Raw genomic sequence first — 16,173 nt, forward strand, 5'->3', positions numbered from 1 at the left:
GGCGCCGACGCCGCCGCGCCGGCGCACCGGCGCCGACGCCGCCGCGCCGGCGCACCGGCGCCGACGCCGCCGCGCCGGCGCACCGGCACCGACGCACCGGCGCCGACGCAACCGTTCCACGAACCGAAAGGCCCCACCCGCATGCGCCTCGTCTTCGCCGGCACCCCCGACGTCGCCGTCCCCGCCCTGGACGCCCTGATCGCCTCCGACCGCCACGAGGTGGTCGCCGTGGTCACCCGTCCCGACGCGGTCTCCGGACGCGGCCGCAAGCTGGTCGCCAGCCCCGTCGCCCAGCGGGCCGAGGAGGCCGGGATCGAGGTGCTCAAGCCCGCGAAGCCGAGCGACCCGGACTTCCTCGCCCGGCTGGCCGAACTCGCCCCGGACTGCTGCCCGGTGGTCGCCTACGGTGCGCTGATCCGCCCGGGCGCGCTGGAGATCCCCAAGCACGGCTGGGTCAACCTGCACTTCTCGCTGCTGCCCGCCTGGCGCGGCGCCGCGCCCGTCCAGCACGCGGTGCTGGCCGGTGACGAGGTGACCGGCGCCTCCACCTTCCTGATCGAGCAGGGCCTCGACTCCGGCCCGGTCTACGGCGTCCTCACCGAGGAGATCCGTCCGAGCGACACCAGCGGCGAGCTGCTCGGCCGCCTCGCCGTCTCCGGTGCGCGGCTGCTGACCGCCACCATGGACGGGCTGGAGGACGGCACCCTGCACGGCGTCCCGCAGCCGGCCGACGGCATCACCCTGGCCCCCAAGATCTCGGTCGAGGACGCCCGGATCGAGTGGACCCACCCCGCCCTGCGGGTCGACCGCCTGGTCCGCGGCTGCGCCCCCAACCCCGGCGCCTGGACCACCTTCCGCGGCGAGCGCCTCAAGCTCTCCGGCCCCGTCAAGCTCCTGACGGACAGTGCGGAGCTGGCCCCCGGCGAGATCGCCGCCGTCGGCAAGAACTCCGTCCGGGTCGGCACCGGCTCCCACGACGTCGAGCTCGGCGAGGTCCAGCCCCAGGGCAAGAAGCCGATGCGCGGCGCCGACTGGGCCCGCGGCGTCCGCCTGGAGCCCGGCGAGCGCCTCGGCCTCTGAGGGGCCGGGCACTGCGGAGCTGAGGAGCCGTCATGACGTCGAACGGTCGCCGCACGGTGCTCGCCCGGTGGGCCGGTCCGCCGCCGGGGGCACCGCGGCGGACCGCCTGGCAGCGGTTCAACAGGCCCGGGACCGACTCGGGTTGGCTGCTGCTCGGGGCGAACTTCGGGCTGTTCGCCTTCCTGGGGCTGCGCGCCTTCGTCGGGGTGCTGCAGGGGTCGGTGCTGCTCGGGCTGCTGGCGCTGGCCTGCGGGCTCGGTGCGGCGCGGGCCGGATACGTGATGTGGCGCGTCGCGGGGCGGCGCGGGCGCTCCACGTAGACTGGCCGTTCTGAGATCCGCAGCACCTTTCGAGAGGCCCCGCACGTGAGCACCCCCGCCAGCCCCAGCGCCAAGCGTCCCCCGCGGCCGCACCGTCGTCCGAAGAAGGACCCGGCCCGGATCGTGGCGTTCAAGGCGTTGCGGGCGGTGGACGAGCGGGACGCGTACGCGAACCTGATCCTGCCCTCGCTGCTGCGGGAGGCGGAGCAGAAGGGGATGGACCGGCGCGACGCGGCGCTGGCGACCGAGCTGGTGTACGGGACGCTGCGGATGCAGGGGACGTACGACGCGGTGATCTCGGCGTGCATCGACCGGCCGCTGCGCGAGGTGGACCCGCCGGTGCTGGACGTGCTGTCGCTGGGTGCGCACCAGCTGCTGACGACCCGTATCCCGAGCCACGCCGCCGTGTCGGCGACCGTGGAGCTGGCCCGGGTGGTGCTCGGGGACGGGCGGGCGAAGTTCGTCAACGCGGTGCTGCGGCGGATCAGCGCGCAGGACCTGGAGACCTGGGTCGGGCAGATCGCGCCGCCGTACGAGGAGGACGCCGAGGAGCACCTCGCGGTGGTGCACTCGCACCCGCGCTGGGTGGTCTCGGCGCTCTGGGACTCGCTGGGCCGCTGGCAGCCGCAGGCGAGCGGCCGGGCCGCGGTGGAGGAGCTGCTGGCGGCGGACAACGTCCGCCCCGCGGTGACCCTGGTGGCCCGCCCCGGGCGGTCCACGGCGGCCGAACTGCGGGAGGCCAGGCCGGAGTCGGAGGCCGGCCGGTGGTCGCCGTTCGCGGTGCGCCTCGCCGAGGGCGGCGAGCCGGGCGGGATCGAGGCGGTCCGCGAGGGCCGCGCGGGCGTGCAGGACGAGGGCAGCCAGCTGGTGGCGCTCGCGCTGGCGGCCGCGCCGGTGGAGGGCCGGGACGCGCTCTGGCTGGACGGCTGCGCCGGGCCGGGCGGCAAGGCGGCACTGCTGGCCGCGCTGGCGGCCGAGCGCGGCGCCGCGCTGGTGGCCTCGGAGAAGCAGCCGCACCGAGCCCGCCTGGTGGCCCGCGCGCTGGCCGGGAACCCGGGCCCGTACACCGTGATCACCGCCGACGGCACCAGGCCGGCCTGGGCCGAGGGCACCTTCGACCGGGTGCTGGTGGACGTCCCCTGCTCGGGCCTGGGCGCGCTGCGCCGCCGTCCGGAGGCGCGCTGGCGCCGCCGCCCGGAGGACATCGCGGGCTTCGGGCCGCTCCAGCGGGACCTGCTGCGCGGGGCGATCAAGGCCACCCGGCCGGGCGGCGTGGTCGGCTACGCGACCTGTTCCCCGCACCTGGCGGAGACCCGCGCGGTGGTGGACGACGTGCTGCGCGAGGGCCTGGGCGTGGAGTGGATCGACGCCCGCCCGCTGCTGCCGGAGATGCCGGGCCTGGGCGAGGGCCCGGACGTCCAGCTCTGGCCGCACCTGCACGGGACGGACGCGATGTACCTGGCGCTGTTCCGCCGGACGGTCTGATCACCCGATCGTGTCACGGAGTTGACGGTTCGTCGGGGACGGCCGGAAGGGGCTGGACAGCGGCGGCGGCCGGGCGGGAGGGTGGCCGGTATGGAGTACACCCAGCTCGGCCGCACCGGCCTGTCCGTGTCCCGCCTCTGCCTCGGCACCATGAACTTCGGCCCGCACACCACGGAGCCGGACTCGCACACGATCATGGACACCGCCCACGAGGTGGGCATCAACTTCTTCGACACCGCCAACGTCTACGGCGGCCCCGGCCACCGCGGCCGCACCGAGGAGATCCTCGGCAGCTGGTTCGCGCAGGGCGGCGGCCGCCGGGAGAAGACCGTGCTGGCCACCAAGCTCTACGGCCAGACCGGCGACTGGCCGAACGAGGGCCGGCTCTCCGCGCTGCACGTGCGGCGCGCGGTGGAGGACAGCCTGCGCCGCCTCGGCACCGACCACATCGACCTGTACCAGATGCACCACGTGGACCGGGCCACGCCGTGGGAGGAGATCTGGCAGGCGATGGAGGTGCTGGTCGCCCAGGGCAAGATCCTCTACGTGGGCTCCAGCAACTTCGGCGGCTGGCACCTGGCGCAGGCCCAGGAGGCCGCCAAGGCGCGGCACTTCCTCGGTCTGGTCAGCGAGCAGTCCGTCTACAACCTGGCGGTGCGCACCGTGGAGCTGGAGGTGGCCCCGGCCGCCGAGCACTACGGCATCGGCCTGATCCCGTGGTCGCCGCTGTTCAGCGGCATCCTCGGCGGGGTGCTGCGCAAGGAGCGCGAGGGCGTGCGGCGCCTCGCCGACGGCTGGGTGGCGGACGAGGTGGCCAAGCGGCGCGAGCAGCTGGAGGCGTACGAGGACTTCGCGGCCGAGCTGGGCGAGGAGCCGGGCGACATCGCGCTGGCCTGGCTGCTCAGCCGCCCGGCGGTCACCGCGCCGATCGTCGGCCCGCGCACCCTGGACCAGCTGCACGCGGCGGTCCGGGCGCTGGACCTGACGCTGGACCAGAAGTCGCTGGACCGGCTGGACGAGATCTTCCCGGGCTTCAAGCCCGCCCCGGAGGCCTACGCCTGGTAGTCCCGCGGAAGTGGGCCGGGCCCGGAGGCGTGCTGCCTCGGGGCCCGGCCGGGTGACGGTTGGTCAGTGGGGCGGCGCGGTCACTGCCGGGGGCAGTGGCCGGGGTTGGGTACGCAGGAGACGTTCCGGCCGTGCGGCTGGCCCGCGAGCTTGCACCCGTTCTGGATGTCGGCCGGGCCGCCCGGCTTGCGCTGCGCGTCCTGCTCGCCGGCGGTGGCCTGCGGAGCGGCGTCCTGCGGGGTCGGGTCGGTATTCATGATCGGGTCCTTCCTCCGTGCGCCGGTCGATCAGCCGGCGCCCCACAAACGCTACGGTCGGGCGGGTGCCGTCGCATGAGGCAGCGGTCCCGACGAGGTCCCACGGGCCGTGCGCCGTTCAGGTGGTGACGGGCAGTGGCAGGACGGCCGTGGCCACCGTGCCGCCCGTCGCGGCCGGGGCCAGCGAGAAGCGGCCGCCCAGTTCCTCGGCGCGGTCCGCCATCGAGCGCAGGCCGATGCCGCCGCCCTCGGCCGGTGGGGTGAAACCACGGCCGTCGTCGGCCACTTCGGTCTCCAGGTGGCCGTCCCGCACGGTGAGGGCCAGCCTGATCCGGGTGGCCCGGGCGTGCCGGACGGCGTTGTTGAGCGATTCGGCACAGATCCGGTAGGCCGCGACCTCGACGGCGGCGGGCAGCGGCGGCAGCGGATCGGGCGTCAGCACGGCGGTGATCTCGGGGCCTGCCCCGGCCAGCCGGCCGACCAGGGTGGCGACGGCGTTGCCCAGCCCGTACTTGTCGAGGGCGGCGGGGGCCAGGCCGTCGGTGATGTGCCGCAGTTCGACGATGGCCTGGCCGATGCCGGCCGAGACCTCGGCCAGCGGCCGGTCGCCGGGACCGCCCGGGCCGTCGAGCGCCCGGATCGCGTCGACCCGCAGCCGCAGGCCGGAGAGCATCGGGCCCAGTCCGTCGTGCAGGTCGTGGCGCAGGCGGCGCCGGGCCTCCTCGCGGGCCAGCACGATCCGCTCCCGGCTGGCCTGGAGCTCCTCGTACAGGCGGAGCGAGGCGACCGCCGGTGCGGCGTGGGCGGCGAGGGTGGCGAGGATGTCCGCGTCCTGCCGGTCGACGGCGGGCTCGCCCGGGCGGGGCGGCACCAGCAGCCGCCCGATCACCTCGTTCTGATAGGTCATCGGGAACTCGGCCGCGTGCAGCGGGTCGACCGAGCCGAGCAGGGCCAGCTCCAGTTCGCCGTCCCTGGTGCGCACCACCACCCGGGCGCCGGGCAGGCGGAGGGTCTCCACCACGGTGGCGCAGACCAGCCGGGGCAGTTCGGCCGGGGAGACGGCCCGGCCCAGCCGGTCGGTCAGCCGCCGCACCACCTGGTAGGGCTCGGCCCGTTCGCCGTAGTAGTAGCGGTTCACCATCCGGGTGGCCCAGCGCACGGTGGGGCGCAGCAGCATCCCGATCAGCAGGGCGACCGGGGCGAGCAGCAGCCCGGTGGAGGGGGAACCGGCCGGGAGCAGGCGGTAGGAGAGCAGCGCGGCCGCGCCGTAGCCGGTGATCAGCACGGTGGCGGTGAGCAGCCCGGTGAGGGCCCGCAGGGCGGGCCGGTCCAGGTGGAGCGAGCGGTCCCGGACGCAGGCCAGCACGGTGGCGGCGGGCCAGGAGGCGGCGGTCAGGTACCAGAGCACCTCGGTGGTGGAGGAGCTCAGGCCCAGCAGCGAGGCGAGCAGCTCGACCACGATCCAGAGCAGGTACGGCAGCAGGATCGCCACCCCCGAGACCCGGGCGCGCGGGCCCGCCGCCCCGCGCGAGCGGATCCAACGGACCGTCATCACCAGCAGGTTCACCCCGACCACGGCGTCGCCCAGCCACTCGGCGTACGGCCAGTCCAGGGTCCACTCGTACGGGCGGGAGAGCAGCTCGGGGTCGAGCGGCAGCGGCTGCCCGTACCAGGGGTCGAAGGCACCGGTGCCGACCGTGGTCTGCACGCCGGCCAGCAGGGCCAGCAGCACCAGGTACGGCGGCCCCCAGCGGCGGGGCAGGCGGCCGCCGGGGAGGAACAGCGGCAGGGCGAACAGGCCGAGCAGGAAGAGGCTCTTGCCCGCCAGGGCCAGCGCGCAGGCGAGGGTGAACAGGGCCGTCCCGGGCGCGAGTTCGGCGGTCGCGGCGGGCAGTGCCTCGGCCAGCACCGCGCCCGCGCCGCCGGCCAGCAGCAGCCGGCCCAGGCCGATCGCCGGGTGCTGGGTGGCGAACAGCACCCCGGCCAGCGCCATCCCCGTCCCGGTCACCACCTGGACCCCGCCGTAGCCGGAGGCGAAGTCCACCAGCTCCTCGCTGGAGCTGCCCAGCACCACCAGCACCCAGACCAGGGCGCCGAGCAGGGTGAGGGCGAAGACCGCGTATGCGGGCAGCAGGCTGGACCGGGCGGCAGGCCGTCCGGTGCCGGAGGGGCGCTCCGACGCCGCCGCGGGCGGGCCGGCGGCGGTGGCGGGGGCGGCCGGTTCGGGTGCGGTCATGCGGGCCTCCTGCCCGGAGGCCGCCACCGCTCATGCGGCCCGGCCGGGGTTTCACTCTTCCGGTCCCGCCCGCCCGGGCTCCAGGGGCACCGGTCCCGCCCGGGTCCTGCGCGCGTCCGGGACGAGGGCGACGGCCCTGGCAGCAGGTGCGGATGTGGGGAAACGCGGGGCGGTCGGTGGGTGCGCGACGGTACTGTCAGCCATGCCTTTCACTGAGGGTGGACGCCCGCTGATAGCCGTCGTCGGCAGTGCGGCGGAGGACCGCGTCTACGAGCCGCCGTTGAAGGACCTGGCCAACGTGCGGGAGGCGTGTCGGCAGTTGGGCCGCGAGCTGGCGCTGGCCGGTTTCGATCTGGCGGTGTTCTCCAGCAAGCCGAAGTACGTCGAGCAGCACGTGGTCACCGGCTACGCGGAGGCCTTCGAGTCCGGGGCGGGCGGCAGGGTCATCGGTTTCGCGCCCCGGCACCGGCGTCTGGAGTTCGAGCTGCCGCCAGGGTCCACACTCGCCGTCGAGGTGGTCCGGGACACGAGCGGCGAGTGGGAGGTCAGCTACTACCGGACCTTGATGAACGCGGACGGTGTTCTCCTGGTCGGCGGCGGCCAGTCGACCCGGGTGGCCGGGATCGTGGCCATGGCGCAGCGGGTGCCGGTGCTGCCGGTGGCCGCGTTCGGAGGTGGCGCCGGTGAGGTGTGGGTGAACCTGGACAAGGTCCGCAACGATGCCGTGGACGGGGACGTCGCGGTGATGGGGGAGGACTGGACGGGGTCGGCGGCGGGGCGGCTGGTGGCCTCGTTGGCGGGACAGGTCGAGCGGCGCAGGGCGCGGGCGGCGGAGGAGGAGCGCGCGGAGCGTTCGGGGCGCTGGCGTTCCGGGGTGGGGGTGGCGGTGTCGGCGGTCTTCCTGCTGGCGGCGTTGGCGTTGCTGGTGACGGCTGGCGGGCCCGGTCCGGCGGGGGTGCGGAGTCTCGGGGTCCTGGTGGGAGCGCCGTTGTGTGCGGCGGGTGCTGGCGCGGTGATCCGCAACTCGTTCGAATCCGATGCGGCGTGGCTGCGGGCCCTGGTACGGGGGATCGGGGCCGGGCTGGTGTCGGTGCTGCTGTACTTCGCCTCGCAACTGCTGGCGGTTCCAGGGCTGTTCGATGCGATCGACGTACGGCGGCTGCTGTTCTTCGCGGTGCCGCTGGGCTTCTCCGCCGGGTTCACGTTCGACCTGGTCTACGAGCGGCTGCGGGCGGGCGCGGTGCCCGAGCCCTTGCCGGCCTCGGCGGGCGCGGGGCTGGGCGCGCCTCCTGGCGGCGGTGGTGCCGCGAGATGACGGAGATCCGCGGCGTCGGGAGTGCCGCCGGTGCCGTTCACCCGTTCGCGGCCTCGACGTGGGTCGTAGTGGGTAGCGTGACTCTGACAGCCTTGTGGCGTCGGCCTGCGAGAGGGCGGTGATGACGGTGGATCAGAGAGGCCTGGTATCCCCGGAGTTGCTCTTGGCTCTGGTGGCCGGCGAGGGCTGGGAGCAGAGTCGTACGTGGATGGAGCTGGTGGAGTTGGTGAGCTTGCCCGGGGAGGGTGCGGGGCAGCGGTCGGTACCGGCCCTGGCCGTGTTGGAGGAGTTCGGGAGCGCCCCTGGGCCCGGGACGGCACGACGTCTCAGCGAGTCGTTGCAGAGCAGAGCCGAGTCCGAGCCCGAGTTCTTCGACGGGCTCGTCGCCTGGCGGGACGGCCTGGAGGAGCCGCGCTCCCGGCACATCAACATGATCAATGGTGGGACCTTCAACGGGAACGTCGTCCAGGGCGGGGTGTCGGCGGGGAACGTGCACCTCTTCACCTGGGACACGGGGAACGGGAGCTGAGCCGTACGCCGTGCGTGTACGCATGGCCGTCACCTCGGTCGGCGCAGGGCGGCATCGCGGAGGGAGCGGACCAGCCTCGTGTTCCGGGCGTCCCCGAGTTCGAGGAACAGCCGCTCGGCCTGGACCATGGTGGCGAGTGCCCGGCCGGTCCGTCCCTCGCGGAGTTGGGCGAGCGCGAGGTTGGCGAGGGTCTGCGCGAGCCTCGGGCTGTCCTTGATTTCAGTGAGCATCAGCACGGCTCGTTGCAGCACCTCGACGGCGCGGCTGTTGTCCCCGAGTGAGCTGAGTGCGTTCCCGAGGTTGTTCAGGGCCTGGGCCGTCGCGTGCTGGTCGCCCAAGGTGGTGAAGAGGCCCGCGCTCTCCTCCAGTTCCTGCACGGCGTCGCGGAAGCGGCCGCTCTCCAGGAGCGCGATGCCGAGACTGTTGCGGGTCTGCGCCTGTCCGCGGGGATCGCGGGTGTCCCGGAAGAGGGACAGGGCTTGCCACAGGGCCTCCAACGCCTGTTCGTACTGCTGTGAGCGCGTCGACAGGTTGCCGATGTTGAACAGCACCTCCGCCTCGCCCGCGAGGTTGGCGGCTGCCTGGTGGAGCTCCCGGGCCCGGTGCAGGTAACGGATGGCGTCGGACATGCCGCCGATCTCGAAGCGGGCCAGACCGAGGTTGTTGAGCGTGTGGGCGAGCTGCTGGGTGTCGCCCAGTCGTGTGTGCAGGTCCGCGGCCTGTTCGAGGCGCTGGGTGGCCTCCTCGAAGCGGCCCGTCTCCATGAACGCCGCTGCGAGGCTGGTGAGGACCTGGCCGTGCGTGCGGGTGCCGGCGGGATCGTTCAGCGCCGCGAGCGCGCCCTCCAGGGCGGCGACGGCCTCGGACGGGCGGCCTGCCTGGCGGTAGGTGTCACCCAGGTTGGAGAGGGCGAGCGCGAGACCGGTGCGGGCGTTGACGCTCCGGAAGAGATCGGCGGCCCGCTGCAGGGCCCCGACGGCCTCGTCGGTGCGCTGGGCCGCCCGGTACGCACCCCCCAGGCCGGTGAGTGCGAGCGCGAGATCCACGACCCGGGACTCGTCCCTGCCCGCGAGGTCGACGGTGACCTCGTAGGAGTGGACGGCGTCGTCGTAGCGGTGGAGCTGCAGCAGGGTGTGGGCGCGGTTGCCGAGGATCCGGCCGAAGGCCCGGGGAGAGGCCGACGCGTCACCCAGGTACGCGATGGCCTGGTCGAAAGCGGCCAGCGCCTCGTCGAAACGCTGCGCCTCCAACAGGCTGGCGCCGATGTTGCTGATCACCTGGGCGTGGTGGCGGCTCCCGGTCCCATGGGTGAGTGAAGCACGGCGGAACAACGTGAGTGCCTGCTCCGAGTGGCCGGTCCCGTGGAGGGCGACGGCCTGGTTGTTCAGCGCGCCGGTGAGTGCGGCGGCGTCGTCCACGACCTCGGCCGCCGTCACGGCCAGGGCCGCGAGCTGCTCCAGCTCGTCGAAGCGCTGGGTGGTGGTGAGGTGCTCGGCGAGGCCGGCGGCGATGTCGATGACGGCTCGGTACAGGTGCTGCCGGTGTGCCTCGTGTGCGACGGCCACCAAGTTGGTCCGTTCCGCTTCGAGCCACCGGGTGCTGTCGACCTGGTTGCCGTCGTTTGCCGGTGTCCGGGCCCGCAGCCGCGCATCGGCCTGGACCAGCCGGCCCACGTAGTGCTCCACCAGGTGCAGCAGGGCGGCGCGCTGCTCGGACTCGTCCGTGCCGACCTGCTGTGCGTATCTCCGCACCAGTGTGTGCATGGCCCATCGCTCGCCGTCGTCCCCGTCCGTCCGTCTCACCAGCCCGGCCTGGGCGAGGGCCCGCAACTGGACGAGCGCCGTCCGACTGCCGTACCTCGGCCGGAGCAGGTGGAGGGCCGCCTCCGTGCTGATGTCCGGACCGGGGTTCGCCGCGAGCTGGCGCAAGGTACGCGCCTGGGCGGGGGGCAGCCGTGAGTAGGAGGCGTCGAGGGCCGACCGGACGGCGCGGCCACCCTCCTCGAACGCGGTCAGGTCCTGCGAGCGCAGCTCCTGCACCAGGGTGCTGATCGGGGTGCGCCGGTCCCGGACGAGGAGGGCTGCTGCGATGCTCAGGGCCAGGGGCAGGTGGCCGCACAGCGCCGCGAGCTCCTGAGCGGCCTCCGGTTCGTCCATGACCCGGGTGTCCGAGGGCAGAACCTGGGCGAGGGTGTGCGCGACGAGGGCGACGGACTCCTCGGGGGTCAGGACGTCGAGGCTGACCTGCTGTGCCTCGGGGGGGACGAGGTGCTGCAGACGGGCGGTGTAGAGCATCGCGCCACCAACGCTCCTGGGCATCAGATCGTGGACCGCGTCCGAGTCGGGGAGGTCGTCGGCGACGACCAGTACGGGGCCGGCCACGGCGGTCCGTGCGGCGAGCAGTGACTGGTAGAGGTCTCTCCGAGCGCCGGGTGACCGGGGGATCTTGTCGGGGGCGGCGCCGAGCACTCTCATGTACTGGGTGAGGGAATCGCGGGCATCGCCGTCGGTGAGGTGTGCGTGGACGATTCCACCGGGGAAGTAGCCCAGGGCATCGAGGCGGGAGGCGGCTGCGAAGGCCAGGGTGGTCTTGCCGATGCCGGGCATGCCGACGATGCGCACCACGGCGGCTACCCGATGCCGGTCCGGGCGGGAATCGGTGAGCACGTCGAGAAGCTCGGTCAGCTGGTGCTCACGGCCGGTGAAGCCGCTGGGCAGTGGGGGCAGCGGGGGCAGCGGGATGGGAGCCGACGTTCCGGAGCGCCCCGATCCCGTCCCGCCCCGTTGCACCAGCCGGCCGTGCCCCTGGGACACGACAGCGTCGAGGAATCCCCGGAGCTGTGGGTCGCTCCCGGTCCGTGCCGTGGCTCGGTGGAGTTCACCCGCCGAGAAGCCGGGGGGCACCGATACCGTGGTGGCCGCCCGGACGAGCTCACGCGCGGAGGCCTCCCTCAACGCGGGGGCTGCCGGGTCGCGGGTGGCCGCGATCAGGACCGGGCCGCGCTGGGTGTCGCCGAGCAGGCGCAGGAGGGCGGCGGCGGTCCGGGCGCCGTCGGGCGCGTTCAGGTGGGCGTCCAGGTCGTCGAGCCAGATGACCAGCGGTGTGCCCAGCGGCTTGGTCTCGAGGGTGCCGGCGAGGTCTCCTCGGCCCGGAGCCTGCGGGGGTGACCAGAGCCACCAGGAGGGCAGGGTGCGGAGAACGGCCTCCCAGAGGGCCCGGGTGCGTCCGCTGCCGGGTTCGCCTTCGGCGATGACGATCCGGTTCCCGGTGTGTGCGGGGTCCAGCGCGGCGGTGAGCTGCGCGTCGACGGCGCGTCGGACGTAGCCGGGCAGGCGGGTGGGACCTGCGATGCGACTGCCGACGGGTTTCACGCCGTGGACGATGGCGTCGCGGTCCGTCAGCTGTGCGATGGCCGTTCCGATGAGGAGGTCGGGAGCCGATCGGGTGCTGAGCTCCGGGCCGGTGCCCGCCGCGCCGAGCCGGTACACCGTCCCGTGTGCCGTCCGCAGGAAGACAGGGACGTGGCTGACCGGGACGGTGAGGATGTTCCCCTTGCGCAGGCTGATGAACGGGACGTCTTCCTCCCAGCTGTCGGCACCGGAGACCTGCAGCTGCAGCGGCTGGGTGTCGGGGACGCGGATGCCGGCTGCCGGCCAGGTGGGGTCGCCCAGGGTGATGTGGCTGCCGTCGTGGCGTACGGGCAGCACATAGGTCGGCGGACCCGGTGGCCAGGGCCCGGTCCGCTGGTCGTCGGTGGCGGAGCCCGTGGGCCGTTCGTGCTCCTCCAGGAGGGTACGGAGCTGCTGGAGGGTGAGGCTCGCCCGGACGGCCACGGGCAGGCGGTGCCGGGCGCCGGTCAGCCAGCGCAGGAGGCCGGGGCGCCGTTCTGGCTGTTCCTGGGCCGCGAGCAGCGCGGGCCCCAGGAGGTCCTCGATGGTGGCGTCCGGGACCGGCCGGCCGGCCTCCGCGGGGACGGCGACCCAGGTGACCTTCTCCTCCAGGCCGAGGATCGGCGCGATCGCCTGGTGGGCGGCGTCGATGACCTCGTCACAGCGCAGCAGGGGATCGTCCGGGGCGGCCCGCTCCAGCTCCTGGCGGAGCCGGTCGCGGAGCGGGGCGAGGAGGTCGGGGTGGAAGACCATGTACTCGCCGGCGGCGTGTACGGCCCAGGGGCCGAACCACAGGTCGGATTCGGCGCCGACGTCGAGCGCGGGACGTACGGCGAGGCGCATCGAGCGCAGCAGCGCCGGCTCGATGCGGATGGCGGTGCTCAGGGTGACGGCGAGGTCGAGGACGTGGCGGGGCATGTCCTGCAGGGTGGGCCGGTCGGTGGCGGCCTCGGGGAAGGAGGTCATGGCGACATCGGGTGGGAGGCGCTGCCGGGAGCAGAGGTGGAGCGGTCCCAGGCGAGGACCGGCATGAGGTGGGTGAGCCAGGACGGCCAGCGCGCGGGCGGCAGGGGGACGAGCGCGGTCGGCCGGCAGTTCCCGCGCCGCAGCATCACGCAGATCCGCCGCCACTCGTCGCGCAGGGCGGCAGGGGTCCGGCCGCCGGGGAGGTGGGCGGCGAAGTTGCTGAGGACGAGGACCTGGGTGCCGGGTGCCGGCGGTCGGTAGTGGCGCCAGGTCCAGCCCGGCCCGGGGCCGGTCCGGTGCAGCGGCGAGTCGGCGAAGTAGAGCACCTCGGTGGCGTGGCTGCCCGCGATGGCCCGGACCTTGGCGATCAGCATCTGCTGGTCCTCGCCGAACAGCTGCATGCCGGTGTCGAGGTCGGCCAGGATCTGCACGCCGAAACGCAGGGTGCGGACGGGGTGGCGGGGCAGGGTGTGCATGGGCTGCCCGGTGGTGAGCATTTCGAGCAGGCGGTCGGTGTCGACGCGGCCTTCGGGGACCACGCGTGAGAGGACCGTCTGGAGGGTCGCCAACTCCGAGCGAGGCGGAAGCAGAGAGGGCTTGGGCCTGGGAGCGGTGGCCTCCCGAGGCGGCTCCGCGGGCAGCGGCGGGCCGACCGGCTTCATCGGGAGGGCCCGCGTCTCGGCCAGCGGGAGCAGCAGCTGCAGCGGCTCCCGGCCGGGGGTCGGCGGCGGGGGCGGCGAGGAGGTGGCCGGTGGATCGTCGGGGATGACGGGTGCTGGCGGGTCCGAGGGTGGAGCGGCCGGTGGGAGCGGGGCCCGGTCGGTCACCGGGGAGGGGGAACGCGGCCCGGGCACGGTCCGTAGCGGCTGTGGCGTCCGCAGGCCGAGCAGGGCGGCGATCCGCGCGGTCCGGGCGGTGTCGGAGGGGTCGACGTCGAGCGCGTCGAGCGCCAGTGCCAGGTCGGCGATCCAGGTCGCGCCGACCCGCCGTCCATGGGGGCGACGGGGCGTGGCTGCGGAATTGGCGTCCACCCGGGTCAGTCCTGCAGCTGCTGACGCTTGATCAGGGTCAGCCCCTTGAGGGTCTCCCAGCGACCGTCGCCCGGGATGATCGCCAGGCTGCGACAGGCCCACAGGGCGTCCAGGTACTCGGCCGTGCTCGGCAGACGGATGCCCTGGTTCTTGAGGTGGGCACGCAGTTCCTGGAGCTCCTTCGCGACGGCGGCCGCCAGCTCGAGGTCGGTGTCCTCGACGGCACCGAACCGGGCCCTGAGGTGCTGCTCGGCGATGGTGACCAGGTCCTCGACGGTCTCGGGGTGCTTGAGCTCCGCGATGACGCAGCGTCGCAGGAAGGCCTGGGGGAGCATCCGCTCGTCGTTGGTGGTGATCACGATCAGGTGACCGCCCTGGTCGGCGCCCTCCGCGTCGGTCCGTTCGACACTGACGTGCGTCCCGGTGTCGGTGACGAAGAACTCGTTGGACGCGAGGGGGACCAGGAGGCCGTTTGGCACGTCGGGGTCGGCCTTGTCGATCTCGTCGATCAGTACGACGGCGCCCTGCGTGAGAGCGACCTCGTCGGAGGTCCGCTGACGGCCGCCTCGGGCGTGGCGGGAAAGTCGGGTGCGGCCGCGGGACGCCGCCCTGGCCGCTGACCGCGGGGCGAAGGCCCACCACAGCGGGCCCGGTACCACGTAGGCGCTCGCATCGACGGGCAGGGTGCGGGGCCCGCCGCCGCTCCGGAACGCCTGGGCGTCGGCGAGCCGCCGGACGCTGTCGAAGGTCCAGAGCAGGTCCTTGGCGCGGGTGTGGGAGGTGACGACGTGCTCGTAGTACCGCCATTCCTTCTCACGGGCCACCCAAGGAGCCAGCGAGGACTTGCCGGAGCCCGGTTCGCCGCGCAGCAGGAGCGGCCGGCCGGTGGCCAGCGCGACCTCGACGGCCAGCTCGATCTCCGGCGAGGGTACGTACACCTGTCCGTCACGCCGGTCGGGGGTGTCGAGCGGCTCGGGTGTGGTGTCGGGCATGACGGTCCTTCCCTCTCCTCAGTGGCATCCGACGGGGACGCCGCCCGGCGTCACCACACCGTCGATCAGGCATTTCAGCTCGTAGGCGGCCCGTTCCTCGGCCACCGGCAACGGCGGTCGCACCGTCACGACACGGGCCGAGCAGGATGCCCGCAGTGCCTCCTCGGTGCAGTCGCGGTTCCCGGCGGTCAGCGTGACCACCGTCAGCCAGGGGAAGTCCCGCTGGAGGGCGTTCGCCACCGTGGCGAGCTCGTGACTGCCGCGTCCGCCCGCCCGCAGCACCAGGAAGTTGCGGACAGCGGGGTTGGCCCGCACCGTGGCCGCGTTCACCGGCATCCCCGGCGGTACGGAGAAGACCTGGCGCAGCAGGCCGCGGCACAGCTCCTCGAGGGCCTCCGTCACCGGGCGCTCGTCGGCCGGCAGGTGCTCGGGCTCCGTCTGCAGGCGGTAGGCGCCGGGTTCCTTGCGGACGGAGCGCTGGACGTACTGCTCGGCCGTCCAAGGGGACCAGACGTCCAGCACGACGACCTGACCGGAGGAGGCCGCAGCCTCGGCGGTGGCCGGATCGTCCGCCGGTACGGGCTGCCCCGCCCTCGGACCGGGGACGGTGACCGTCGCACCACCGGTCAACAGGCAGGCGGCCCGGTGGTCGACCCAGGCCGGCAGCACTTCGTCCGCCAGATGACGGAGTTGTTCGCCGCTCAGACCGGGCCGAAGCTGTGCCATCACGTCCGGCAACTTGGAGTGCAGCTCCCCGGACAGGAGTCGCTGAGCGAGGAACAGCTCGGAACCGATCTTGGACCGGATGTGGAACAGGTCCTCCTTCAGCAGGCCGGCGGCCTCGGCCGCCGCGATGTAACCGTCCTCGTTCACGGACCATGCCGTCCGCAGCAGGTTGGCGACCCGTCGTGCCCAGCTGTCGGAGCCCGGTTCCATGGGTGTGACCGGGGCGATCTCGTCGAGGATGCGCGTGGCCACGACCTCGGGTGCGGAACCGAGATCCTCGGCCAGGGCGCCGAGCGCCTGTGCGGCCTGTAACGACAGCACCGTGCCGAACCCGTTCCTCCGTGCGACGGAGGTCGTCAGCTGCCCCACCAGGCCGGGGAAGACGGCCCGCAGTCCGCCGGCCTTGTACCGTCCCACCAGGACTTCCGACTCCCGGCGGACCCACTCGGAGGCCCGCTGCGCACTCGGGTCGTCGCTGCCCATGCCGACGGTGTTCGGGCCGAGCAGGACGACGGCGGCATCGCAGCGGTACATCTCCCGGTACAACTGCCGGTTCCAGTCGTCACCGATCCGCAGGCCTTCGACGTCGACGAACACCTCGTAGCCGCGTTCGTCCAGCGCCGGGGCGAGGATGTCCAGGACCTGTTGCACTTCCGGGTCCCGGCCGGCGCCGTGGCTGATGAAGATCCGTGGACTCATCCTGCGGCACGACTCGATCCGGATCGAAGCGATTCACCACTGTCCGCAAGGGTCACGGCACTGATTGTGGTGCAGAGCGGTCG

At 73.7% G+C, this 16,173-nt stretch carries 12 protein-coding genes; 6 read left to right on the plus strand and 6 right to left on the minus strand.

Annotated features, from left to right (window positions below):
* The first annotated feature begins 141 nt into the window (after positions 1-141).
* The 4 genes from fmt to ACWCYY_RS03425 all read left to right on the plus strand — a co-directional run bounded on the left by fmt (position 142) and on the right by ACWCYY_RS03425 (position 3,950).
* Positions 142-1,080 (plus strand): methionyl-tRNA formyltransferase, encoded by a 939-nt coding sequence (gene fmt, locus ACWCYY_RS03410; RefSeq protein ID WP_345283261.1) that lies wholly within the window; start codon positions 142-144, stop codon positions 1,078-1,080.
* A gap of 32 nt (positions 1,081-1,112) precedes the next feature.
* Positions 1,113-1,400, plus strand: a complete 288-nt coding sequence (locus ACWCYY_RS03415; RefSeq protein WP_345283263.1) for a hypothetical protein — start codon at positions 1,113-1,115, stop codon at positions 1,398-1,400.
* 45 nt (positions 1,401-1,445) lie between these two features.
* Entirely contained in the window at positions 1,446-2,885 is a 1,440-nt protein-coding gene (locus tag ACWCYY_RS03420; RefSeq protein ID WP_449794940.1) for an RsmB/NOP family class I SAM-dependent RNA methyltransferase, read from the plus strand.
* A gap of 90 nt (positions 2,886-2,975) precedes the next feature.
* The gene (locus tag ACWCYY_RS03425; protein ID WP_345283265.1) at positions 2,976-3,950 is read left to right on the plus strand and encodes an aldo/keto reductase; all 975 of its coding nucleotides are present in this window, start codon (positions 2,976-2,978) and stop codon (positions 3,948-3,950) included.
* An 80-nt stretch (positions 3,951-4,030) separates the two neighbouring features.
* On the opposite strand, the gene ACWCYY_RS03430 is transcribed toward ACWCYY_RS03425, so the two are convergent.
* Together ACWCYY_RS03430 and ACWCYY_RS03435 are read right to left on the minus strand one after the other, a co-directional pair.
* Complete coding sequence (locus tag ACWCYY_RS03430) at positions 4,031-4,207, minus strand: hypothetical protein (protein WP_345283266.1); 177 nt, start codon at positions 4,205-4,207, stop codon at positions 4,031-4,033.
* 118 nt (positions 4,208-4,325) lie between these two features.
* Positions 4,326-6,443 (minus strand): sensor histidine kinase, encoded by a 2,118-nt coding sequence (locus ACWCYY_RS03435; protein WP_449794941.1) that lies wholly within the window; start codon positions 6,441-6,443, stop codon positions 4,326-4,328.
* A 202-nt stretch (positions 6,444-6,645) separates the two neighbouring features.
* On the opposite strand from ACWCYY_RS03435, the gene ACWCYY_RS03440 reads away from it, so the two are divergent.
* On the plus strand, positions 6,646-7,758 hold the full coding sequence (locus ACWCYY_RS03440) for a hypothetical protein (protein WP_449794942.1): 1,113 nt from the start codon (positions 6,646-6,648) through the stop codon (positions 7,756-7,758).
* Positions 7,759-7,879: 121 nt separating this feature from the next.
* Complete coding sequence (locus ACWCYY_RS03445; protein ID WP_449794943.1) at positions 7,880-8,287, plus strand: hypothetical protein; 408 nt, start codon at positions 7,880-7,882, stop codon at positions 8,285-8,287.
* A 29-nt stretch (positions 8,288-8,316) separates the two neighbouring features.
* On the opposite strand, the gene ACWCYY_RS03450 is transcribed toward ACWCYY_RS03445, so the two are convergent.
* The 4 genes from ACWCYY_RS03450 to ACWCYY_RS03465 are packed head-to-tail and all read right to left on the minus strand — an operon-like array spanning position 8,317 to position 16,090.
* Positions 8,317-12,642, minus strand: a complete 4,326-nt coding sequence (locus ACWCYY_RS03450) for a tetratricopeptide repeat protein (RefSeq protein ID WP_449794944.1) — start codon at positions 12,640-12,642, stop codon at positions 8,317-8,319.
* Positions 12,639-13,673: a hypothetical protein gene (locus ACWCYY_RS03455; protein WP_449794945.1), complete on the minus strand. Its 1,035-nt coding sequence runs from the start codon at positions 13,671-13,673 to the stop codon at positions 12,639-12,641. The genes ACWCYY_RS03450 and ACWCYY_RS03455 overlap by 4 nt, the downstream gene beginning before the upstream one ends.
* A gap of 5 nt (positions 13,674-13,678) precedes the next feature.
* Entirely contained in the window at positions 13,679-14,665 is a 987-nt protein-coding gene (locus ACWCYY_RS03460) for an AAA family ATPase (RefSeq protein WP_449794946.1), read from the minus strand.
* A gap of 18 nt (positions 14,666-14,683) precedes the next feature.
* The gene (locus ACWCYY_RS03465; RefSeq protein ID WP_449794947.1) at positions 14,684-16,090 is read right to left on the minus strand and encodes a toll/interleukin-1 receptor domain-containing protein; all 1,407 of its coding nucleotides are present in this window, start codon (positions 16,088-16,090) and stop codon (positions 14,684-14,686) included.
* Between the last annotated feature and the right edge of the window lie 83 nt (positions 16,091-16,173).

This window comes from Kitasatospora sp. NPDC001664 (assembly GCF_053596675.1).